The organism is Singulisphaera rosea (assembly GCF_054877945.1).
Genome location: NZ_JBTYIP020000013.1, coordinates 225,382 through 247,997, shown reverse-complemented (window position 1 = coordinate 247,997; position 22,616 = coordinate 225,382). Strand labels below are relative to the sequence as shown.

Genomic DNA, 22,616 nt, shown 5'->3' with positions numbered 1-22,616 from the left:
CGGGGGTGCTGTCCGGAGCCCACCACAACCGGTGTGGGAATCTCCCTGCTCATCCACAGGCGACACACAGGTTTTCCACAGGTTTTCCCCCATCGAGCGTCGACGGCGCACCTCCCCGTCCAATCTTCGTAGGTGCTTGTCAGGGAATGAGTTGAGGAAAGAGGCCGGTCTGAGGCCGGCGAACGCTTCTGACGCCTATCTCGGGGCCGTGAGGCGCGTCCCGTAACGACTTACGGCGATTTGCCCGGGCCGTTCCCGGAATCGGGGTGTCCTGAGACTTCGCAAGCGTCGGGAGTCGGTCCCTGGGGCTGTTTCCGCACGGATCCCGTGGGCCGAGCGTACTGGGACGTTACGCTTTCAGACGTTCTTTGCGTCAGAACGATTAGGATGTCGCGTCCCCCGTGGATGGGAGGCGTCATACGTTTTTGAATCGAGGATGGTACGCTCTTTACGTTGGGGCCGGCGCGCGAGTTCGCGTCGTCTTTTTTCGCCCTTCGGATTAGAATCCCGACCGGATGTCCCGATTTTGGGGCGTTGCGAGTGGAGTGGAGGTCGAGCGGACGGGGGTCAAGGAGGACCCGGCCCATGCCCGAGACCCGGCTAGGATCGGCGCGGTTGGCGATGATCGCGGGGCTGTCGGCCCTGACCCTCGGGGTGGGGTTGGGGAGCTCGGGACGCCTGACGTATCATGAGGCGTTCGTCGCCCAGTCGGCGCGCGAGCTGCTCGCGAGTGGGCGGTTCCTCGTCCCCACGATCGGTGGCCTCCCCTGGCTCGAGAAGCCGCCGCTGGCGGTCTGGCTCGTGGAGCTGTCGGCCAGGCTCGCCGGTGGGATGAGCGAGCGGGTCGCGCGGTTCCCTTCGGCGGTCGCGGGCACGGCCCTGGCCCTGGGGGTGGCGACCTTGGCCGCTCGGCGGTTCGGCGCGACGGTCGGGTTGCTTGCCGGGCTCGTCCAGGCGACCTCGGCCTGGATGGTGATCCGAGGGAGGTTGGCCGAGGCCGACATGATCCTGGCCTGCCTGCTCACCTGGACCGTCGTCGCCTTCGACCGGATGCGCGAGGAGCCCGAAGGGCGCGGCCTCCGACGGCCCTGGCGCTGGGCCTTCTTCACGGGGCTCGGGCTGTTGTCGCTGGCCAAGGGGATCGGCTTCGGCGCTGTCCTCGTCGGGACGGTGGTGGCGATCGTGCTCGCCTGGGACCGGGACCGGAGGGCCTTGCGGGCCTTGCGGACGACGAGGGGATGGACGATCGTGGGGCTCCTGGCGTTAACCTGGCCGGCCCTGGTCCTGGTCCGGCACCCCGGCGCCCTGAGTCTTTGGACGTTGCACGTCGCCGACCGCATGGCCGCGCGTCCCGAGCACTTCGCCGGCGGCTCCCCCTGGTGGCAATACGGTCCCGCCCTCCTCTGGCAGGCCCTGCCCTGGACCCCGTTCGCCTTGGGGGGGGCCTGGCGATCGCTGGGGCGTGCCTTCGACGAGCGAGGGGGAGGCGACCGCCTCCTCTGGGCCTGGGCGATCGGACCGGTCGCCCTGCTCTCCCTGGCGACGGTCAAGAACGCCCACTATGCGATCTACGCGCTCCCCCCCTGGTCGATCTGGGCGGCGCTGGGCCTGGTGCGCCTGGGCATCCGCCTCCAGGGGCGAGGTTGGGCGCCGGAGCGGATCCGTCGGGCCGCTTGGGTCGGCTTCGCGGGTCTCGGGCTGGGCTGTGGGCTCGGGTTCTGGACCCTCGGCCCCCGGTTCGATCGCCGAGGGGTCGAGTGGGCCTTCTACGAGGCCGCCGGTCAACGCCTGAAGTCGGGAGAGCCACTCGCCCTGCTCTACGACGACTGGGATCGTACCCCGTATTACACCCCGTTCGGGGCGGTCCCGCACGACCTGGGCGTCCGGCTCTATTACCTCGACCGCGCCGCGTGCTGGCGACAGGGAGTCGACTCGCTCCGCGAACAACCCCCTGCCCTCCAGGCCGGGCCGTTCGCCGTCATCGGCCGAGACCGCGACCTCCCGGCCCTCCGTCGCCTCGGCCGGATCGAGACCGTCCTCCGAGGCCCGACCCTCCGGGCCCAGGCCTCCCGGGTCGACGACCGCACCTTCTCCCTCTACCGTATCACTCCCGAGGTCGTCGCCGCCGCCGGGCCGTAGGGTCGACTGGCCCACCACGGTCCGAAGGCGTGGGCGTGTGAAGATGGGAGATGCCGACTCTGGGAACGGCCTGCGAGACCCAGCCGTCGAGTCCTGAGCTCCGGCCTGCCCTCTATGGGTCCGCTTGGTGGGCGCGGCGAGCCGATCGGCGTCGCCGGGCCCGGAGGAATCGGCTCATTTTACTTGGCAGATCGCATCTGGATCGCCTTGAGGATCTGCTCCTTCACGGCTTCGAGGTTGAAGCTCGCGCCCTTCTGCATCGGGGGGAACTCGATGAAGGTTTCGCCGACTTTCGCCACCGCCTGTTGCGCGAACGTGAACCGCCAGAATTCGTGGGCGAAGAAGTTGTAGTAGTTCAGCGAGCCGGACAGGCCGGTCCGCTCGAACGGGTCGAGGCGGAGGTTGACGATGAATGGCCAGTCGGCCTTGACCGTCCCGCCGAGCCAGCCGTTCGGCTGGTCGATGAACCGGTACTTGTAATCGTCGACGCGCACCGCGCCGAGCGTCCCTTCGGCGAAGTAGAGGACCTCGTGGCGCTTCGAAGCCCCCTTGCCGGTGAGCAGGTCGGATTGGTCGTAGCCGTCGAGGTGGACCTTGTAGCTCGTGGCCCCGAGCGACTTCCCGGCCTTCAGTTCGGCCACAATCCCCGGGTTGCCGGCCGCGCCGACGAGGGTCGGGAACCAGTCGAGCCCCGACATGATCCCGTTCTCGACCTTCCCGGCCGGGACCTTCCCGGGCCATCGCACGATGCAAGGCGCACGCATGCCTCCCTCGAGCACCGTCCCTTTGCCCCCGGCGAAGGGCGTCTGGCCGCCGTCCGGCCAGGTGAAATTCTCGGCGCCGTTGTCGGTCGTGAAGACGACGATCGTGTCGTCCGCGAGGCCCTGGTCTTCCAACTTCTTCAACACCGAGCCGACGATGTCGTCGAGCTGGGCCATCCCGGCCTCGTACGTGTACCAGCCGTTCTCCGGCGTCTGCATTTTGGCGTACTTCTCGGAGAGATGGGTGATGACGTGCATCCGGGTCGGGTTCAGCCAGACGAAGAAGGGCTTGTCGTCCCCCTTGGCCTTGTCGATGAATTTGAAGGTGAGGTCGAGGATCTCGTCGTCCACCGTCTTCATGCGCTCGGGGTAGAGCGTGCCGGCGTCCTCGATCTTCTGCTTGCCGACCTTGCCCCAACGCGGCTGCTCGGTCGGGTCGTCGGCCTCGGTCGCCCAGCTATGGACCATGTTGCGCGGGCCGATCTTGGCCTTCAGCTCCGGCGGGTACGAGTGGAAGGCGGGGTCTTCCATCGCGTCGAGGTGGTAGAGATAGCCGAAGAACTCGTCGAACCCGTGGACCGTCGGCAGATATTCGTTGAGGTCGCCGAGGTGGTTCTTGCCGAACTGGCCGGTGGCGTACCCCATCGACTTGAGCGCCGAGGCGATGGTCGGCGCCGCCGCGGGCATCCCGACCTTGGCGCCGGCCTGGCCGACGGTGGTGAGCCCGGTGCGGATCGGCAACTGGCCGGTGATGAAGTTCGCCCGGCCTGCCGTGCAGCTCGGCTCGGCGTAGTAGTCGGTGAAGAGCATCCCCTGCGAGGCCATCCGGTCGAGGTTCGGCGTCTTCCCGCCCATCATGCCTCTATGGTAAGCTCCGATGTTGAACCAGCCGACATCATCACCCATGATGAAGACGATGTTCGGCTTCTTCCCGGACGGCTTCGCGGCGGCCTTCGCCGTGGTCGTCTCGGCCTGCGCCAACAGTAGGTTTCCGGCCCCCCCTTCCGGAGAGCAGGCCACCCTATCGACACCCTGGGCGGTCGTCGCGCCGACGGCCAGGGCCTGCCGTGTCGCCGGTCTCGCCTCGTCGGCCCGCGACGGGCGACTGAAGTCCTTCGAGGCGGCGATGTAGCCGAGCATCGCGCCCAGCCCTGCGCAGGCCAGTGCTTGAATCGTGCCGATCTTCATGGACAGAAAGCTCCTCAAAGAAGCGTGGAGAAGGGAGAAAACGAGACGCTTCGCCGCATCCGTGTCCCGAAAACCTGGGTGGCTCGATCCGATCGAGTCGTCTTGTGCCAGCGGAGATCGTGCGTCAGCGCGCGGAGAGTGGCCAGAGCCCGACGAGGCCGAGGACAGCGGAGAGCACCGCCACCGTGAGGCTCGAGGGCCAAGGGCTCAAGCCAGGGGTGACTCCACGACGGAGGCTTCGCAGGGTGGACCAGTGCGACAGACCGGCGAGGACCGTGGCGGCGATCCCGAGCACAATCAGGGCCGTCCCCATCTGGATCGCGCCCCGGTGCCATTGGAGGTCCTCCGCGTTCGGCGAGCGCTCGACGAGCGTGCGGAAGAAGGCGACCATGCCGAAGCCGAAGCTCGCCATCGACAGCGTCGTCCTGATCCAGGCGAGTGTCGTTCGCTCCAGGGCCAGGCCCGTCCGATACGTGGCCAGGCCCGGGCGGGGATCGATAGGGCTCGGGGGTGCCTCGCTCATGATTGGCCCTTCTCGTCCGCCCGGCCCTTCTCCTTGCGGAGTTCCACGTATCGAGTGCCCGCATCCAGGCCCTCGATCAAGTGAGGGAGGGCCTCCAGGATGCTGAAGAGGCCGATGAGGATCAGGCCGTGGCCGACGCGGATGTGCCCATGAGTCACGTCTTCCTTGAACGTGCGGGAGGCGTCGGAGACGCCGATCAGCAAGAGGACGACGCCCTTCACCAGGTTGACGAAGGGATCTTCGGTGAATGCTTTGATGGCGCGTACGATTCTGTCCGAGCGGTCGCTCATCTTCGACTCGAGGTGTGGGTGGCTCTGTCATCGAGCACCAGATCGATTGACGGTCAAGAAGGTCACGTCAGTGTGCGGAGGCCGCCCCGCGGCCCGACCGCTTCCGGCAGGCCGAGGCGTCGCTCCCACCAAGACGTTACTCTCCTGACAATCAATAAGCAAAATCGGCCTGTAAATCGGACGGCGCCGCGAAGAATCGCGTCGGTCTCGGAGGCCGAGGGGGCGGGTTCGGACAAGGTCCGACACCCCGTCGCTCGAAATTGGCGATGTCCGGGCGGGCTGTCGTGGACCGGAAGACTCGGAGGGATTCCGATCCACGACGCAGGGGAGAGCCCCGATTTATCGGCCGAACTTCAGGCCCGAGTCTCCTGACGGGGCGCCGACGAGGCGGAAGGTAAAGTGGTCGGAGTCCGCCCAACTCACGTTGCCGGCCAAGGCGCCGGCCTGCCCGCTGCTGGCGGCGAGGGTCAGGACCCCGTCGGTAAGCGTCGACGATCCCGCGATCGTCTTCGCGGGCTGGCCCGGCCTTGAGGCGGCCCAGGTGAATTTGCCGTCGTCCTGAATCGCCAGGGCGACCTTCGCGCCTTCGGCCGGCACGGCCGACCAGTTCCCGGCAAGCGTCCCCTCGACGCCCGACGTGGCGGCCGCGGTCGGCGAGACAGTGCCGGTGCCGGGCGGCTGGAATTGGGCGATGAGCTGCGCCGAGAGCGTGTCCCCCGGTTGGAGCATCACGACCTGCTCGAGTTCTTTGACGGCGGAGTCGTCGTGCCCCTGGCACAGGTACTGGTAGGCAAGGACGAATCGCGACTGGGCCGATCTGGGGTTCGTCTTGATGGAGGATTCCAGCGCACGGAGTTGAGTGGTATAAGTCTCCACATCAGGATACATTCCGCTCAAAGTCGTCCAGTCCCAACCTGGGCCGACCGAGAGGACGGCATAGAGCGGGGCCGCGGCCTGCTCGTACTTGCCCTGCGCGAAGAGGATCAGGGCAAGGAACTGGTGCATGGTCGAGTCGTTGGGGGCCTGCGCCAGCGCCTGCTGTGCGAGTTGCAAGGCCTGGTCGTAGTCGCCCGACTTGAACGAGTCGCGCGCCTGGGCGAACGCGGAGGTCGCCTGGTCGGCGGCGTCCGGCTCGGCCGGCGCGGAGGTCGTGCTGATCGGCTGCGAGTAATTGTTCGCCGGCGCGGCCTGCTGGGCCGCGTTGGCGTTGACCGGCGGGCCGCCTGCCCCGGCATATCCGCCGGAGTACGGATTGTTATAGCCCGAATATCCCCAGCCATACATCGGCGATCCGGTGTTCCAGGCCGCGACTCCATTGTTGCCCATTCCGTAACCGTGCGCGCCGGAGTTGTTGCCGTTCCAGTAGCCCGCGCCGACGGCCGCGGCGCCTAGGTTGGAATACCCGTTATTGTTGTTCGCATAGCCCGCGCCCGCGGCCGCGCCCATGGCCCCTGCGCCCAGGTTGGAGTACCCGTTGTTGTTGTTCGCGTAGCCCGCGGCCGCGCCCATGGCCCCTGCGCCCAGGTTGGAGTAGCCGTTGTTGTTGTTCGCGTAGCCCGCGCCCGCGGCCGCGCCCATCGCCCCTGCGCCGCCGTTGGGCAGCGTCGACTGGTTCCGATTGGCATAGCCCGCTCCCGCGGCTGCGCCCATCGCCCCTGCGCCACCGTTGGGTAGCGTCGACTGATTCCGATTGGCGTAGCCCGCTCCCGCAACAGCCGCGCCATTGTTGGGCAGCGTCGATTGGTTCCGATTGGCGTAGCCCGCTCCCGCGGCGGCCGCGCCATTGTTGGGCAGCGTCGATTGGTTCCGATTGGCGTAGCCCGCTCCCGCGGCGGCCGCGCCGTTGTTGGGGAGAGTCGACTGATTCTTGTTCGCGGCCCCGGCGCCCGCGGCGGCCGCGCCGTTGTTGGGCAGCGTCGACTGGTTCTTGTTGGAGGCCCCGGCACCCGCGGCGGCTGCCCCGGCGTTAGGATAGCTTGATTGGTTCCGGTTGCCGTTGGCACCGGTTGCGTTGCTTCCCGACTGGTTTCGATTCCCGGATCCGGACTGATTGCCGTACGAGGGTCGCGTGCCGCTCGACGAGGAGGAGGGTGAGCGGCCCATGGAGCCCCCGCCCATCTGGCCTCCGCCATACTCGCCTCGCTGGCCGCCCCCATATCCGCCGCCGTATCCGCCGCGGCCACCACCACCACCACCATAACCACCGCGGCCGCCGCCGTACCCGCCGCCGCGACCCGCGAGGACGTCGCCCGGGAGCACCGCGAGTGCCAGGCAGGCACCGAACGCCGATTTCCAGAAGGATTGATTCATGATGCCATTCCTCAGTGAGATGAAGTGAGTTCGTCGATGAAATGGGCTGCGATTACTTGCCGGCCTCGGGCGGCTTGCGCACGATGGCGAACGCATCGACGCCGGGCAACGTGGCACCGCCGATGGTCCGGTCGACTGACTGCCAACTCGCGCGATCCTTGCCGAGCCGCGTCATGATATTTGTCGCCGACGCCAGCAGGCCGTCCTGTCGCACGCCATCGGCCTTGATGACCCAGCGATCGCCGTCGTGGGTCCAGTACCCCTCGCCGAATCCCCCTGTGGAGTCGAAGATCCAGGTCTTGAATTGGTGCCTCACCGGGTCCCAGCCGATCCGCTGTGTGCCCGACATGACCGGCTGGCCTTTCGTCTTCATGGTGAAGTCGCGGATCAGGAAGTTGCCGTCGTCGGTCCACTTGCACGTCGTGTTGACGACCGCCTCCTGGCTCTCGTTGATCCAATCTCCCACCAGCCACTCCAACTCCTTCAGGCGGTCGTGAGGGGTCAGGTTATGAACGACCTCGTCGCGGACGGCGGATTGGAGCCAGCGACCGTCGTCCTTGACGTAGACGACCGTGGAACGGGTCACCTCGGGCACTCCGCCGGCTCCGGCGGGCGTGATGGTCGTGTGGCCCTCTTCGAGCGCCGTGTCCGGGCCGAGAAACCGCAGGGAATCCACATCGATGGCAATCGTGGTCCCGGGGCTGCCGGCGAACGACGCCGAGAGCTGGTCGCGGATTGCGGTGCGGCCCTCGGTCCGCTCGCCTTGCTCGTCGACGACCAGCGCGTCCTCCGTGTAGGTCGCGGCGGCGGCGACCGCGTCGCCCGCGTTGAAGGCCTTCGTGAACGACTCGACCAGCGCGGTGATGGCCTTGGTGTCTTCGGCCTGTTTCATCGCCGGGGCGGCCATCTTGGCCTTGGCCTTGGCCGTCGTCGTGGGTGCCGGGGTGCGTCCCGGGGCCTTCGCGGGTTCCTGGGCTCGCGAGCCCTGGCACATCGCGAATGCCAACACGCCGATCCAGAGGGAGAGCTGTCTCATTGGTGTCATTCCTTGAAAGGGAGAATCGTCCCGAGGCGGACGCCTCGCGATTCTGGTGGAGGCGGATTGCACGCTTTTGAACGGGGCCCGGGGTCCGGCGTTGCGAGGCCGGGGCGCCGGGTCGATCTATGTCGACATCGAGACCGTCGGGGAGACGAACGACCCACCCCCGAGGATGGCCTCGACCGCCGGGATCAAGTCGCTCGCCGCGGTCCGTTTGAGGACGAACCCCGCAACGCCTGCGCTTTGAAGCAATGCGGCGACGGTCGGGTCGTCGTGGACACTGAGGGCGATCAGGCGTAATCCGGCGAAACGGCCCATCAACTTCCTGGCGATGTCGGCCCCTTCCCCGGCCGGCATCGAGAGGTCGACGACGACGAGGTCCGGGTCGAGTCGCTCGATCGCTTCGATCAATGACCTCTCGTCGGCAACCATCACCACCGCCGAGAACAGGGATTCCAGCAGGCTGCGGACGCCCTGCAACATGGGGAGATGGCTATCGGCCAGGAGGACACGGCCTTGTCTCCTCGGGCGACCTGCCTTGTCTCGTCCCGCAGTCCGGCTTCCTGACGTCATGGGGCATCCGTCTCATATTGCGCATGAACCAAGAGGCCCATGAGGAAAGACTTGTTGAATGCCCAGGGCCGATCCCCTACTCGGGGGAGGGGGGGCCACGAGGGGGCGCGGTTATCCGAACGTCCACACTCCGCACGGTCGCGTGGAAACGCGAGCCTACCACGGTGTGGCACCGGCCACGTCACTCGATTCGCGGGGATCTGCGGAACATCTTGCGAAGTGCCGCGAAAGGAAGATACTCGCAAAACTACTGGATCCGGGTTGCGCTTTGCGCAGCGCGAACGCCCGTCAGACCGAGATCAGGCCATTCCGGATCGCGTACTGGACCAACTCCGCCGTGGTCCGGATCCCGAGTGTCTTCAGGATGCGAGCCCTGTGGAATTCCGCGGTCCGCGGCGAGATGTGCAGGAGGCTCGCGACCTCCTTGGCCGAGCGGCCTTCGGCGGAGAGTTGCAAGACTTCGCGCTGGCGAGGGGTCAATCGCGGGGTCTGGTCCGATGGCTGCGCGGCTTCGTCTCGATAGGATAGGAAGAGCTCTCCGGCGATCGACGGGGACACGTAGACCTGGCCCTGGAGTGCGTCGCGGATCGCCTTCAGGAGCTCATCGTGGGCGGAGTGTTTCAGGACGTAGCCGGAGGCTCCGGCTTCCATCGCCCTCCTCGCGTAGGAGACGTCGCATTGCATGGTCAGGAAGACGACCTTGCACGGCACTCCCGCCTGGCGGATCTGTGCGGCGGCGTCGATCCCATTGAGCAAGGGCATGCTGATATCCGTGATAACCACGTCGGGCTGGAGCCTGATCGCGGCCTCGAGCAGTTCCCTGCCGTCGGACGTGATCCCGACCAGTTCGAATTCGGGCTCCAGCAAGCCTCGAACGCCCTCGGCCAGGATCCGGTGGTCGTCGGCCAGCAAGACCCTTGCCCTCTTCATCAATCGCCCCCGATCATGGGGACGCGGGCCGTGACCGTCGTGCCTTGCCCCGGTACGGAATCGATGTGGAGCTCCCCTCGGACCAGGCGGACCCGCTCTCCGATGCTCGACAACCCAAGTCCCCCCCGCGAGTGCGCCTCGGCCGCCTCGAAGCCGATGCCCCGATCCTGGACGGACAGGATGAGGTCCCGGCCCGTTGCGACGAGCGATACGCGAGCCTCCTCGGACCTGGCGTGCTTGATCACATTCCTCAGGGCTTCCTGCGCGATCCGGTACACGCAGAGGGCCGCGTCCTTTGGCAAGGGGGTGGTGATGTCGTCCGAGCGATAGGAGACCGTGATACCCTCCCGGCGCGCGACGCCGGCACACTCGGAGCGGAGGGCGTCGACCAGCCCCAGGTCGTCGAGGATGGACGGGTGGAGTTGGCGGGAGAGGGCATGGACGTCCTCCGAGAGGCTCACCAACTCGCCGCGCATGCCTTGAAGCAGGCCGAGGGCGTTCGACGACGGTTCGAGCTGCGCCTCCAGCCTCGCGGCATCGATGGCGAGGACGGCCAGCCGCTGGGTCCAGTCGTCGTGCATTTCCCGGGCGATCCGTCGGCGCTCATCTTCCTGGGCCTGGAGGAGCTTGCCGGCCAGCGATCGGAGCTCGTCCTGGGTCTTCCGAAGCGACTCTTCTCGGGCGTGGAGATCCTGATCGCCCCGCTTCCGAGCCAGGGCGTTGGCGAAGATCTCGCCGACGGTGCGGAGGCGCTGGACGAGCTCATCGGGCCAGGCTCGGAACTCCCGGAACGCCCCGAAGGCGATGACGCCGAGCATGATGCCCCCGGCTTTGAGGGGGATCGCCAGGTTGGATTTCATCCCCGTCCTGATGACGTGCGCAAGCTCATTGACCGCCTCCGCGGGAACGTCTTCCGGCAGCCGATCGAAGCGCATCACCTCTCCCCGACGGATCTGGTCCGCATACCAGGGGAGATCCTTTTCGAGGATCAAGGGGGGGAGTGGCGGATAGCCGGGAGCGACGAACGAGTGCGTGACCAGGATCGCCCTGCGGTCCTCGGAGATCTGGCCGAAGCTGCTCCGCTCGACTCCCAGGAAGTCGACGAGTCGCTCCAGCGCCCGCTCGATCTCCGCATCGACCAGGTCGGCCGACACATTGACGAAGGTGGCGGACAGGTCCGTGAGGAGCCGCTCGAACCTCAGACGCTCCCCGAGTTCCTGGCGCAAGTCGAGATCGACGGGGGACAGCCCTTGGCGGACTGCGCCGCCGGGTCGTCGGGGCTCGTCATTGAGGGGAACGTGTCCTGGTCTCATCGATCTCGACTCGGCGATGCTCGAGCCGGGTCCGTAGCGGTGGAGGAATGCCGTCGCCAGGAGCCGCGGTCGCTGGCTCAGGTCGTCGTCCGAATTCGGCGGCCGAGGTTAACGTGGCCAGTGGCCCAGACCCAAGCCACGGCACAGATCCGAGATGATTTTCGGACAATCTCCCTGATCCTGAAAGGATGTCCGGCGAGGCGGCGTCCTGCGGCCAGACGTTCGCCTCGGCCGCTCGCGACACCGCGACGACCTCACAGGCCATCCGATCCGATCGATCTCCCGTGCCAACGTCGGCCGGTCTCTTCAAACCCCTTGGGATCGTCCTGTATTGATACTCCAAGCCAAAGGAGATTGCCAGGGTCGTCCGGCTGACACCGCGAACGATTCCGCCTTCTCGCCGGCAGCCGAAGTCGTCCAGTTCACACAATATGTGCGTCGTTTGAGCGATTGTCGGGAATCGGAGGATATCGAGGGCTTGGGGCTGCGACCCTGTCCGTCGGCCGGCTCCATCTGCGGAGGGCCTGAGATCTTGGGAGTCCTCTCGGGGTTGGGTTGACCTTCGCGCCTGGGGGCGGGCGTGATAAGACACTCGCGCGAGACTCCGCGAGGGGATCGACGAGAGGGGCCATCACGCCTTCTTGGGGGCCATCGTCGGGCGAACCGCGAAGCCGGTACTCCAAAGTCCCCGACGATCGGGAGGCCCGACCGAAGTTAGTCAGGACGACGCGAGGGGAGGTCGGGATGGACCCTTCACCTTCGAGGGGCGTGTCGGGTCGGCCCACAACTCATCCCTGGGATGGATTCTTGGTCGGGCCGGAGAACAGCCTGGCGCACGCGAGCGCGCTGGCCCTGGCGCGTGGCGACGGGGAGGGGATCACGCCCCTGGTCGTCCACGGGCCGTCGGGGGTCGGGAAGTCTCGGCTCCTGGAGGGCCTGGTCTCCGAGCGTCTGCTGCGCCGGCCGGAGTCGGCCGTGGCGCACGTCGAGGCGGAAGCGTTCGCGGCGGCCTGCGCCGAGGCGGCGAGCGAGCCCGGCGGTTGGGGCGAGCTGCGCAGTCGGTTCCGGGGGCTTGACCTGTTGGTGCTCGAGGACCTGCATGCCCTGGAGCGAGCCCCGCTCGCCTTGGAGGAGTTGAGTCACACGCTCGACGCGCTGGACGAGGCGGGGGCGGGGGTAGCGGTCTCGGCGAGGGTCGGGCCCGGGCAGTGGTCGGGGTGGCCGAGGCGGCTGGTGAACCGCCTGGTCGGGGGGCTGTCGGTCCGGATCGACCCGCCGGGGCTGGCGTCGCGCCGGCGTTACCTGCTGGAACGGGCCCGTGAGCGTGGGATCGGCGTGGCGGCGGGGGCGGTGGACTCGTTGGCGGAGGCGGCCGACGGATATCGGACGCTCGACGGCTGGCTCGCGAACCTCGCCCTGTCGGCCCGGGTCGAACGCAAGGCGCTGGACGAGAAACTGGTCACCCCCTTCCTCGCCGAGGACGGAGTGACTCCCCCTGCCCCTTCGGTCGACGAGGTGGCCCGCGCCGTCGCGGCCAAGTTGGGCGTCCCGCTCCGCGACCTCCGCTCCGCCAGCCGTCGGCAATCGGTCGCCGAACCGAGGCACCTGGCGATCCACCTGGCCCGCGGCTTGACGGGCGCGAGCTACCAGGCCCTGGGCACCTACTTCGGCGGCCGAGACCCCGCGACCGTCCGCCACGCCTGTAAAGTCGCCGCCGAGCGTCTCGCCGCCGACCCCGCCCTCGCCTCCGCCCTCGCCTCGATCGCAGGACGTTGGTATGTGGGAGGGGACGCGGGGAGGCGTGGGGACTCTTCACCACAAAGGCACAAAGACACAAAGGATAATAAAAAATCATAAAATTCATCCGATGAATGGAAAACATATTCCAGACTCGCTTCGGGTTTGAATTCCTTTGTGTCTTTGTGCCTTTGTGGTGAAGAGTCCCCACGCTTCTCGCATTTCACCCCGTCCGGCCCGCGCGAACCTGTTGCGGAATTAGAACTTAAGTGCGACCGATTCGCGGCCTTCGACGTTGCGTCGGGGGGCGGGGTTCGGGTACAATTGAACCCTTGCCTAGCGACGATTCCCGGGCCGGTCGAACGGCGTCCCGGGGCGTGGCGCACGACGAGGGAGCGACCCGACTGTGAGCACTGCCGTACCGCCGGCTGGCCATCAGGCGCCTCTGCCTTTGAATATCGAAGAGGAGCTCAAGGAGAGCTACCTCAACTATGCGATGTCGGTCATCATCAGCCGGGCGCTGCCCGACGTGCGCGACGGCCTGAAGCCGTCGCAGCGTCGGATCCTGATGGCGATGCTCGACCTCGGCCTGACACCTGGCGGCAGCACGAGCAAGTGCGCGGGGATCGTCGGCGAGACGATGAAGCGGTACCACCCGCACGGCGACAACTCGATCTACCCGACCTTGGCCCGCATGGCGCAGTGGTGGAACATGCGCCACCTGCTGATCACCGGCCAGGGGAATTTCGGCTCGATCCATGGCCTACCCCCCGCGGCGATGCGGTATACCGAGGCCAAGCTCGGCCCGCTCGCCGGGGAGATGCTCGAGGACATCAAGCTCGACACGGTCGACTTCCAGCCGAGCTATGACGAGAAGCACCAGGAGCCCCGGGTCCTGCCGGGCAAGTTCCCGAACCTCCTGGTCAACGGCTCGGGGGGGATTGCGGTCGGGATGGCGACGAGCATCCCGCCCCACAACCTCGGCGAGGTCTGCGACGCGATCGTCGCCTACATCGACAACCCCGCGATCGAGCTCGACGAGATCCTCGAGCACATCCCCGCGCCCGACTTCCCCACCGGCGCCACGATCTGCGGTCGTTACGGCATCCGCGAGGCGTATCGCACCGGCCGCGGCAAGGTCATCCTCCGCGCCAAGTACGCGATCGAGGAGCAAAAAGACGGCCGCTCGCAGATCATCTTCACCGAGATCCCCTACCAGTTGACGAAGGAGCCGCTCCTCAAGAAGCTCGCCGAACTCGTCAACTCCGACCGGGTCACGGGCGTCACCGACATCGTCGACGAGAGCGACCGCAAGCAGCCGGTCCGGATCGTGGTGAAGGTCAAGAAGGGCGAGGACCCCAACGTCGTCCTGAACCAGCTCTTCCAGTACTCGCCGCTCCAGGACTCGTTCAGCGTGATCATGCTCGCGCTGGTCGACGGCCGGCCGCGGACCTTGCCGCTGAAGGAGTTCCTCCGGCTCTACGTCGAACACCGGGTCATCGTGATCCGCCGTCGGACGCAGTTCCTGCTGCGTCGCGACCGGGCGCGGGCCCACATCCTCGAAGGCTTGCTGATCGCCCTGGCGTACATCGACGAGATCATTCGGGTGATCCGCTCGTCGGCCAATCCGACCGAGGCACGTGCCCGGTTGATGGGCCTGGAGGTCGGGGCCGAGGTCCTCCGCCGGGCACTCGACGACCCCGAGGCCAAGGCGACGACGAGCCTGACCCGGATGCAGGCCGACGCGATCCTCGCCATGCGGCTCCAGCAGCTCACCGGCCTCGAGGCCGACAAGCTCACCCTCGAATACACCGGGCTCAAGAAGGATATTTTCGAGTACGAGCGGATCCTCGGCGACGAGCGCCTGATCCTCGACCTGATCCGGGCCGACCTCCGCGAGCTGAAGTCGCGGTTCGCCAACCCTCGGCGGAGCCTGGTCGATCCCGAGGAACTGGGCGACTACGACAAGGAAGCCCTGATCCGCGAAGAGTACATGGTGGTCACCGTCACCCACGACGGCTACATCAAGCGCCTGCCCCCGAGCACCTACCGGGCCCAGAACCGGGGCGGTCGCGGGATCGCGGCCACGAACACGAAGGAAGGTGACTTCCTCGAATATATGTTCGTCGCCTTGACCCACGACTACATCCTCTTCTTCACCGACCGCGGCAAGGTCTATTGGCTGAAGGTCTACGACCTGCCGATGGCGACGCGGACCTCGGGCGGCCGGGCGATCGTCAACCTGCTTCAACTGGCCGAGGGCGAGAAGATCACTGGGTTGGTACCGGTCCGCCAGTTCGTCGAGGACGAGTGCCTGATGATGGTCACCCGCCGGGGGACGGTCAAGAAGACCGAGCTCACGGCCTTCAAACGCCCCCTCGGGCGCGGGATCATCGCGTTGGGGCTCGACGAGGGAGACCAACTCATCGGCGTCGCCCGGACGAAGGCGGGCGACCAGGTGGTGCTGAGCACCCGCCAGGGGATGGCGATCCGGTTCGACGAGTCCGACGTCCGCCCGATGGGCCGCCCCGCGCACGGCGTCAGGGGGATCAGCCTGTCCGAGGACGACGAGGTCATCGGCATGGTCGTCGCCAACGGCGAGGAGGATCCGGCGAGCCTCCTGACCGTCTGCGGCCTCGGGTACGGCAAGCGGACCGCCCTGACCGAATACCGCTCGCAGAACCGGGGCGGCAAGGGCCTGATCGACATCAAGACCAGCGACCGCAACGGCCCGGTCGTGGCGATCGCCAAGGTGACCGACGCCGACGAGGTGATGCTCACCACCACCGGCGGCATCCTGATCCGCACCCCCGTCGGCGAGATGCGCCTGATCGGCCGCAACACCCAGGGCATTCGCTTGATCCGCGTCGAGGAGGGCGATAGCGTCAGCAGCCTCGCCAAGCTCCCCGAAGAAGAGATCACCGCCAACGACGAGCTCGAGGCCGCAGAGGCCGCCGATGGCGCAGCCGCCATCGACGGAACCCCCGCCGCTGACGGCCATCCTCCCCACATCCTCGACGACGGCGTCGCCGACGCCGAGGCTAGCGACCACATCGACGACCTCGACGGAGACGGAGAGCCGGACGCCTGATGGCCGGACGGGAGCTCCACTGCCGCTGAAGGGCGACACCGTGGAGAGAATCGACCCCGATACCGTGCGGTTTAGCCAGGACAGCATCCGAGGGACGTTGCGGGATGGGCGAACAATCGATGAGCTGGCGGAAGGCCTGAGGTCCGGGACCGTGGCCGCCGAATCCGTCCCGCCCATTCGGTTGTTTGAACGATCCGGGATGCTGTTCACGCTGGACAATCGGCGCCTCGAGGCATTCCGACGGGCCCGGGTGGCGGTCCCCTATCGAATGGCAACTCCCGAGGAAGTTCAGGTCGAGGCCCGGAAGTTCACCACAAAAAATGAGGACGCGTCGATACGCGTACGATGACCATGGCCACCTTGAATTCGAACCTCAACGATCAAGTCGAGGCAATCCGCACGCGAGACGATTTTGCGGAGTTCGCCCGCCACCTGCTCGACGACCTCCGCACATACCCCGCTGATTGGGAGAATCGGACCCTCGAAGCTTATCTCGAAGCCCTCGCGGCATGGAATGAAGACTGCGATGGGTACTATCGGAATCGAGGCGAGGCGACCCCGCTGCAGCCAAGTTGGAAATCCTTGGGCGAACTCCTCCTGGCGGCGAAGATGTACGAATGACCTCGGTTGAGTCAGCCCACGCGATGGGACGGTCGAACGATGCCGCTCGCAACGATCAGGCCTCCCGGATTCCTCGACTATGGACAGCGGCTGGGGCTCGATCGCGAGTGGGCGTTGTACGAGGGGAGTTGGCATTTTCAGAGAGAGAGTTCGGTCTTCAAGACCTTGCGCAAGCTTGTCTCTCGGCTCGAGGACTTAGGCCTTCCCTACGCGGTCGCCGGGTGCTTGGCGATGTTCGAGCACGGCTTCCGGCGATTCACCGAGGTCGTCGAGATCCTCGTGGCGAGGGATGACCTGAAGGTAATTCGTGCTAAATTAAAAGAGTGTGGATATTTTACGGATTTTATTGGCGGAAAGCATCTGATTGATGCTGAATACGGGGTAAGGATTCGATTTCTGGTCACTGGAGAAGGTCCGACCGGAGCGCCGGGCGAGCCCGTCGTCCTCTCCCACCCCGTCGCGGCACGGATCAGACTTGGAGGGATGCCCGTCCTCTGCCTCTCGAACTTGGTCGAGATGAAGATCACCTCCGGCATGGCCAGTCCAAGCCGACTCCGGGATCTTGCTGACGTCGTGGAGTTGATCAAGGTCCTCGATTTGCCGCAAGGGTTTGCCGACTCTCTCGACCCCTACGTCCGAAAGCGCTACACCGAACTGTGGAACGGCACCCAAGAGTCCCCACCGGGGCCCTGATTTTCGGGGCTCGGCAAGCTTGCCGGAGGCCGTTCGCCGAGCGGCCTGGTGCCATGGCCCCTCGACCGATAGCGTATCGGCGGAGGAACCCGACTCATGAAACGCATCCTCGTCACGGGCGGTTGCGGGTTCATCGGCGCGAACTTTGTTCGGTGGGAGCTCGGGGCGTATCCTGAGGTGTCGATCACGAATCTGGATGCGCTCACGTATGCGGGGAACCCGGACAACCTGGAAGGGTTGGAGGGGGAGGCGAGGTATCGGTTCGTGTACGGCGATGTCGCCGATCGGGGGCTGGTCGCGGCGCTGGTGGCGGAGGGGTTCGACGCGATCGTGCACCTCGCGGCGGAGAGCCATGTCGATCGCTCGATCAATGACGCGGCGCCGTTCTTGAGGACCAACGTGCTGGGGACGCAGTGCTTGCTCGACGCCGCGAGGGCGGCGGGGACGCCCCGGTTCGTGCAGGTCTCGACCGATGAAGTCTACGGGACGCTCGGGCCCGACGATCCGCCGTTTGCGGAAACCAGGCCACTCGCTCCCAACAGTCCGTATGCCGCGAGCAAGGCGGGGGCCGACCTCCTCGTCAGGGCGGCGCACCACACGCACGGGATGGATACGGTCATCACCCGCTGCTCGAACAACTACGGGCCGTATCAATTCCCCGAGAAGCTGATCCCGCTGTTCGTCACTAACGCGCTGGCCGACACCCCCCTGCCCGTCTATGGGGATGGTCGGCAGGTCCGCGACTGGATCCATGTCTCCGATCACTGCCGAGGCGTCGACGCCGCACTTCGGCTCGGGAAGGCCGGGGGGATTTACAACTTCGGCGGCCGCAGCGAGCGATTCAATATCGACGTCACCCGCGCGGTCCTCGAGCGGATGGGGAAGCCGGAGTCCTTGATCCGGCACGTCGCCGACCGGCTCGGCCACGACCGCCGCTACGCCGTCGACTGCTCGAAGGCCGAGGCCGAGCTCGGCTGGTGCGCGACGGTCTCGTTCGAGGACGGCCTGGCCGCGACGGTCGACTGGTATCGGGAGCACGCCACCTGGGTCGAACGCATCAGGTCGGGGGCCTATCGCGCGTCGGTGGGTCGGTGAATTAAGGCCGCCCGGAGGCCGATACGTCGGACAGGCGATCAGAGCAATTTCTATTTTATTGGAAATGTGTTAGTGTCGTTGAAAAGATCGCCGCGCTCTTTCGCGAATTCGGGTTGACCTTTGGAACGGTGGCCGGCACCGGCGGACGTCTTCCTCCCTTTTGCCAACGCCCGCGGGACTTGCTCTCCACCGGACCTCGGGAGACCTCATGGGTGAGCGCGTGGCCCTCGTCAACATGCCCTTCTTCGGGACCAATCGGCCTTCCCTGGGGCTTGGCCTGCTGAAATCCGCGTTGACGACCCGAGGGGTCGACTCCGAGGTCTTCTACCCGAACATCGATTACGAGTCGATGATCGGGAAGAATGCATATCGATTGATCGAAGGCACGACCTCGAGCCTCCTGGTCGGCGAGTGGACCTTCGCGGAGTCGTTGTGGGGGCCGAACCTGGATCGTGATGCGCGGTACCTGGAGCTGGTGCTTGGCAGCCCGGATGCGGCGAGGGCGATGTCGCGAGAGGCGTTCACCCTCGAGGAGATCGGCCAGGTCCTCCGGCATGCACGGGGGTGCGTCGACGACTTCCTCGAATACTGCCTGGATCGCATCCCCTGGGAGGACTTCAAGGTCGTCGGATTCTCCTCGATCTTCCAGCAGCAGGTCGCCTCGCTGGCCCTGGCCGAGCGCCTGAAGGCGCGGCACCCCCACCTCTACTGCGTCTTCGGGGGGGCAAATTGCGAGGACGAGATGGGGCGGGCGCTCTTCGAGTCGTTCCCGTTCATCGACGCCGTCTGCGCGGGGGAGGGCGACCTGGTCTTCCCGGAGCTCGTCGCGAGGGTGCTCGCGGGGGCCCCGGCCGGTGAATTGGCCGGGATGTACCAGAGAGACCTGCCGCGCCTCCCGCCGTCGTTGGCCATCGGGCATGTCCCCGTCACGCCCAGGGTGACCGACATCGGGTCGCTGTCCTACCCGGACTATGACGATTTCTTCCTGCGACGGGGCCCTTCGACTCGAGGGGACGACGCGCCGCTCTGCATCCCGTTCGAGACGTCGAGGGGCTGCTGGTGGGGTCAGAAGCACCACTGCACCTTCTGCGGGCTCAACGGCGGATCGATGCGCTTCCGAGAGAAGTCGTCGGCCCGGGCCGTCGCCGAGATCACGTCCCTGGGGGAGCGCTACGGGGGATATACCCGCGAGTTCGAGGCCGCCGACAACATCCTCCCGATGTCCTACTTCCATTCGATGTTGCCGGAACTGGCCCGGCTGGACCTCGGCCATCGGTTCTTCTACGAGACGAAGTCGAACCTCCGCCCCGACCAGGTGCGGGCCCTCAGCCTGGCGGGCGTCAAGAGCATCCAGCCGGGGATCGAGAACCTGAGCTCGCCGATCCTCGCGATTATGAATAAAGGCGTGAGTGCTATCCAGAATGTCCAACTTTTGAAGTCATGCGCCCAGTATGGTGTCCTGCCCTACTGGAACTACCTCGTCGGGTTCCCCGGCGAGACCGAGGCGAACTACGACGGGCAGGCCGACCTGTTCCGATCGATCTCCCACCTGCCCCCCCCCTCCCCCGGGCGTGCGGGGAAGGTCCGGTTCGACCGGTTCAGCCCCTACACGACACGGCCGGGCGAGCTCGGCGTCCGCGATCTCGTCCCCTATCCCGCCTACCCCTTGGTCTACGAGGGGCTGGGCGAAGCGATGGTCGGCCGGCTCGCCTACTTCTTCGAGGGTCGATTCGAGGGGGACGAGGCGCTCCCGGGGCGGCTGGATCGGATCAACGTCGAGATCCTCGAGTGGTGCTCGGCGAATGTTCGCTCGGCCCTGTTCACGCTCGAGGTCGAAGACGTCCTGATCGTGTTCGATTTCCGGCCGATCTCCCGCCATCCCTACACCGTACTCCATGAACCCTGGCGGACCCTCTACCACGACTGCGCCTCGATCCGGGGCCGGGACACGTTGACGCGCCGGGTCCATCAGCTTTGCGGCGAGGGTGCGTTGTTCGAGCCTCGGCTCGAGCGGGTGCTGGAGATGCTCCTGGAGCGTCGGCTCTTGATGCGGGAAGGCGACCAATATCTCTCGCTCGCGCTCGACGTCGGCGTCGATTATCAGCTCTCCGAATCACTCTCGGAACGCTTTCATGGACGCTTCCCGGAGACCGCCGGCCTCCCCGATGATGAGTTCGCCGAAGGGCTGGGAGGGTTGCCCCTCCTCGCGCTTGCGAGTGCCTTGGAGGTCGTTTAGGACCCCGGTCGGACCGTGGTCTGGTATCCCCTCCTGGCCTCGGGCTCTATGTACCCGCCCGGGGGCCGCCGAGAACGAGTTAGACGCCCCGGGCCGAGATCCGGAAGTCGCCGAAGTCGTTGTCGAAGGCGAAATTCGTGAATGAGAGAGTGGCGGAAGGCTCGAAGGTCTCGGCGAACGACCAGCAGCCGACCGGCAGGAAAAGGAGCTCGCCCGGCTCGAGGAGGCATTCCAGGATCTGGGGCCGGCCGAGCGGGACGACGGGGTCGTGGGGTAGCGTCCGGCCGTCGAGGTTCGAGGAGACCCGGCCGGTGTTCTCCATCAGCGGCAGCTCCCACGAGGGGGCGAGCTTGAGGAGCGTCCGGCCGACGACCTGGGCCACGAGGACGTTGACGAGGTCGTGGTGGAGCGGGACGACGGACTCGGCCGGGGCGAGCCGGAAGGTCCCCGCACGATGGTTTCGGGCGTCGAGGTAATCGGCGATCGGCTCGACGTCGTCCCATAATTCAATGAATTGATTTTGATTTGAGGAATTGTCGCCCGCGACCAGGACCCCGGCGGCGTCGGGCCAGGAGGCGAGGTACTCGGCCACCGTCATCGCCAGCATCCGGTCCGGCGTCGTCGGCGATTCCGCATCGGGGGCGGGTCCGATCGCGACCATCCGGTCGCCGAACCGCGAGGCGAGGGCGTCGAGGCTCCAACGCTCCAGGGCCGGCCAGCCATCGGCCACGCCGGTGATGATCACGGGCCGGCCGGTGGTGTAGTAGTCGTTGAGGAACTCGTCGCGGGACGGACGGTGCCGACGCTCGACCTCGAACAATTCCGGGCGCTGGCGTTGGAGCTTGCGGTAGGTGGCGAAGAGCCAGTCGCGCTTCTTCAGGCGGTTCTGGAGGCGCTGCATTCCCCAAAAGTAGGGGCTTTGGATCGCCCGTTTCAGCTCCAGCGAGGCCTCATCCTTGGAGATGCCGGCCGCCACCATCGTGTCTTCGAGGTCCGTGGGCGACGATCCCAGCATCAGGTTTTCGGATATCCATCGTCGCCATTCGTCGTCGATCTTGAGTACCGAATTCTCGGCGTGCTCGATGCCCGGCGAGGCGTAGGCCACGGCATTTTCCCCCGTGCCGGCCTCGTGGCGATTGATGTGGACGGCGTAGTGCCGCAGTTGGCTCTCGGCCAACCGTTCCGTGTCCAAGAGGGGAATGAAGCAAGGCGATGGGAGGGTGCTGGCGTCCCCGAAGAGGGCGCGTGACAGCACCGCCTCGAGGTCGCCGCGTTCGGCGAGCCGGTCGAGCAGTCCTTGCGAGGCGTCGGGGAATGGGACGAGGGTAACCCGATCGGAGCCTCCGATCCGATGCGCGTGGATGACGTCGAGGGAGACGGCGTCGGGATGGGTGTTCTCGCGTTTCGTGCCGAACAGGACGACGATGTCTCCCTGGAAGTCCGAGCGGTCGATGAGGGCGGAGACGTCGTAGCGCTTCGCCAGGGCGGGGTCGGGGAACTCGTCGAGGACATGGCCCCATCGCCGGTCGTTGTAGAGGGCGAGCTCGTCGGCGATGAGATGGGCGGGAGGCTCGACGGCGACGATCTGCCGGGCGCCGAGGAGGATCCCGTAGACGAGCGCGGCATGCCCTCCGAGGCCCTGACCGAAGGTGATGACCTCGCTCGGATCGAGCTCGGCAATCATCGGCCGCAGGGCCGCGACGGCCTCCTCGATCGACTCGCCAAGGCCGTCGATGCCTCGGTAGTACCCTGCCTGCCCGCGGTCGTTGAGGACGATCCGCCCGAACGGCTGTTGGCGATGGCTGGCGAGTCGCCCGAGGATCTCGCGGGGGCCGAGGACATCGTCCGAGGCGCCGATTTCGCCGAACGCGATCACCAGGGGGACACCGGGGCCGAACCAATCGACATTGTTAGACATAATATTGTCTAGATTTAAAAATTGAAGTTACAGGTATTGTAAGCCTCGCGGGACCTCTCCCGAAACCTGTTTTCTTCTCAAGAAACGGGTTTCTGATGCTCTCGACATCGACGACCACACCCGGGATGTCGTCGTGGACTCCCACGGAAACCCGTTTCT

16 protein-coding genes are annotated in these 22,616 nt (G+C 66.3%); 7 read left to right on the top strand and 9 right to left on the bottom strand.

Annotated elements, in window-relative coordinates; all coding sequences use genetic code 11:
• The first annotated feature begins 585 nt into the window (after positions 1-585).
• Positions 586-2,139: an ArnT family glycosyltransferase gene (locus ACYOEI_RS22195; RefSeq protein ID WP_462851759.1), complete on the top strand. Its 1,554-nt coding sequence runs from the start codon at positions 586-588 to the stop codon at positions 2,137-2,139.
• 179 nt (positions 2,140-2,318) lie between these two features.
• Here the strand turns inward: ACYOEI_RS22195 and ACYOEI_RS22190 are convergent, their stop codons facing one another.
• The 8 genes from ACYOEI_RS22190 to ACYOEI_RS22155 form a co-directional block, all read right to left on the bottom strand.
• Entirely contained in the window at positions 2,319-4,088 is a 1,770-nt protein-coding gene (locus ACYOEI_RS22190) for an arylsulfatase (protein ID WP_462851758.1), read from the bottom strand.
• A gap of 124 nt (positions 4,089-4,212) precedes the next feature.
• Complete coding sequence (locus ACYOEI_RS22185) at positions 4,213-4,611, bottom strand: YidH family protein (RefSeq protein ID WP_462851757.1); 399 nt, start codon at positions 4,609-4,611, stop codon at positions 4,213-4,215.
• A complete protein-coding gene (locus ACYOEI_RS22180) occupies positions 4,608-4,901 on the bottom strand; it encodes a hypothetical protein (RefSeq protein ID WP_462851756.1) in 294 nt (97 codons plus the stop codon). The genes ACYOEI_RS22185 and ACYOEI_RS22180 overlap by 4 nt, the downstream gene beginning before the upstream one ends.
• 339 nt (positions 4,902-5,240) lie before the next feature.
• On the bottom strand, positions 5,241-7,211 hold the full coding sequence (locus ACYOEI_RS22175) for a tetratricopeptide repeat protein (protein ID WP_462851755.1): 1,971 nt from the start codon (positions 7,209-7,211) through the stop codon (positions 5,241-5,243).
• 52 nt (positions 7,212-7,263) lie between these two features.
• The gene (locus ACYOEI_RS22170) at positions 7,264-8,247 is read right to left on the bottom strand and encodes an SgcJ/EcaC family oxidoreductase (RefSeq protein ID WP_462851754.1); all 984 of its coding nucleotides are present in this window, start codon (positions 8,245-8,247) and stop codon (positions 7,264-7,266) included.
• Between the two features lie 126 nt (positions 8,248-8,373).
• Positions 8,374-8,823, bottom strand: a complete 450-nt coding sequence (locus ACYOEI_RS22165; RefSeq protein WP_462851753.1) for a response regulator — start codon at positions 8,821-8,823, stop codon at positions 8,374-8,376.
• Between the two features lie 288 nt (positions 8,824-9,111).
• Positions 9,112-9,753, bottom strand: coding sequence for a response regulator (locus ACYOEI_RS22160; protein WP_462851752.1), 642 nt, complete (start codon positions 9,751-9,753; stop codon positions 9,112-9,114).
• Positions 9,753-11,066 carry a GAF domain-containing sensor histidine kinase gene (locus ACYOEI_RS22155; protein ID WP_462851751.1) on the bottom strand — a complete coding sequence of 438 codons (1,314 nt, stop codon included), beginning with the start codon at positions 11,064-11,066 and terminating at the stop codon, positions 9,753-9,755. The genes ACYOEI_RS22160 and ACYOEI_RS22155 overlap by 1 nt, the downstream gene beginning before the upstream one ends.
• Positions 11,067-11,810: 744 nt before the next feature.
• Between ACYOEI_RS22155 and ACYOEI_RS22150 the strand changes: the two genes are divergently transcribed.
• The 6 genes from ACYOEI_RS22150 to ACYOEI_RS22125 all read left to right on the top strand — a co-directional run bounded on the left by ACYOEI_RS22150 (position 11,811) and on the right by ACYOEI_RS22125 (position 20,539).
• Positions 11,811-12,923, top strand: a complete 1,113-nt coding sequence (locus ACYOEI_RS22150; protein WP_462851750.1) for a DnaA/Hda family protein — start codon at positions 11,811-11,813, stop codon at positions 12,921-12,923.
• A 286-nt stretch (positions 12,924-13,209) separates the two neighbouring features.
• Positions 13,210-15,894, top strand: a complete 2,685-nt coding sequence (gene gyrA, locus ACYOEI_RS22145; protein ID WP_462851749.1) for a DNA gyrase subunit A — start codon at positions 13,210-13,212, stop codon at positions 15,892-15,894.
• A gap of 345 nt (positions 15,895-16,239) precedes the next feature.
• Entirely contained in the window at positions 16,240-16,515 is a 276-nt protein-coding gene (locus ACYOEI_RS22140) for a DUF7660 family protein (RefSeq protein WP_462851748.1), read from the top strand.
• Between the two features lie 114 nt (positions 16,516-16,629).
• Positions 16,630-17,208, top strand: a complete 579-nt coding sequence (locus ACYOEI_RS22135; protein ID WP_462851747.1) for a hypothetical protein — start codon at positions 16,630-16,632, stop codon at positions 17,206-17,208.
• Between the two features lie 96 nt (positions 17,209-17,304).
• Complete coding sequence (rfbB, locus tag ACYOEI_RS22130; RefSeq protein WP_462851746.1) at positions 17,305-18,303, top strand: dTDP-glucose 4,6-dehydratase; 999 nt, start codon at positions 17,305-17,307, stop codon at positions 18,301-18,303.
• Positions 18,304-18,511: 208 nt separating this feature from the next.
• Entirely contained in the window at positions 18,512-20,539 is a 2,028-nt protein-coding gene (locus tag ACYOEI_RS22125) for a RiPP maturation radical SAM C-methyltransferase (RefSeq protein WP_462851745.1), read from the top strand.
• A 79-nt stretch (positions 20,540-20,618) separates the two neighbouring features.
• Here the strand turns inward: ACYOEI_RS22125 and ACYOEI_RS22120 are convergent, their stop codons facing one another.
• Positions 20,619-22,457, bottom strand: coding sequence for a cupin-like domain-containing protein (locus ACYOEI_RS22120; protein WP_462851744.1), 1,839 nt, complete (start codon positions 22,455-22,457; stop codon positions 20,619-20,621).
• Between the last annotated feature and the right edge of the window lie 159 nt (positions 22,458-22,616).

Excerpts from the sequence above, each read along its gene's own strand:
- ACYOEI_RS22195 (WP_462851759.1), top strand. The coding sequence starts at position 586 with ATGCCCGAGACCCGGCTAGGATCGGCGCGGTTGGCGATGATCGCGGGG.
- ACYOEI_RS22190 (WP_462851758.1), bottom strand. The coding sequence starts at position 4,088 with ATGAAGATCGGCACGATTCAAGCACTGGCCTGCGCAGGGCTGGGCGCG.
- ACYOEI_RS22185 (WP_462851757.1), bottom strand. The coding sequence starts at position 4,611 with ATGAGCGAGGCACCCCCGAGCCCTATCGATCCCCGCCCGGGCCTGGCC.
- ACYOEI_RS22180 (WP_462851756.1), bottom strand. The coding sequence starts at position 4,901 with ATGAGCGACCGCTCGGACAGAATCGTACGCGCCATCAAAGCATTCACC.
- ACYOEI_RS22175 (WP_462851755.1), bottom strand. The coding sequence starts at position 7,211 with ATGAATCAATCCTTCTGGAAATCGGCGTTCGGTGCCTGCCTGGCACTC.
- ACYOEI_RS22170 (WP_462851754.1), bottom strand. The coding sequence starts at position 8,247 with ATGAGACAGCTCTCCCTCTGGATCGGCGTGTTGGCATTCGCGATGTGC.
- ACYOEI_RS22165 (WP_462851753.1), bottom strand. The coding sequence starts at position 8,823 with ATGACGTCAGGAAGCCGGACTGCGGGACGAGACAAGGCAGGTCGCCCG.
- ACYOEI_RS22160 (WP_462851752.1), bottom strand. The coding sequence starts at position 9,753 with ATGAAGAGGGCAAGGGTCTTGCTGGCCGACGACCACCGGATCCTGGCC.
- ACYOEI_RS22155 (WP_462851751.1), bottom strand. The coding sequence starts at position 11,066 with ATGAGACCAGGACACGTTCCCCTCAATGACGAGCCCCGACGACCCGGC.
- ACYOEI_RS22150 (WP_462851750.1), top strand. The coding sequence starts at position 11,811 with ATGGACCCTTCACCTTCGAGGGGCGTGTCGGGTCGGCCCACAACTCAT.
- ACYOEI_RS22140 (WP_462851748.1), top strand. The coding sequence starts at position 16,240 with ATGACCATGGCCACCTTGAATTCGAACCTCAACGATCAAGTCGAGGCA.
- rfbB (WP_462851746.1), top strand. The coding sequence starts at position 17,305 with ATGAAACGCATCCTCGTCACGGGCGGTTGCGGGTTCATCGGCGCGAAC.
- ACYOEI_RS22125 (WP_462851745.1), top strand. The coding sequence starts at position 18,512 with ATGGGTGAGCGCGTGGCCCTCGTCAACATGCCCTTCTTCGGGACCAAT.
- ACYOEI_RS22120 (WP_462851744.1), bottom strand. The coding sequence starts at position 22,457 with ATGTCTAACAATGTCGATTGGTTCGGCCCCGGTGTCCCCCTGGTGATC.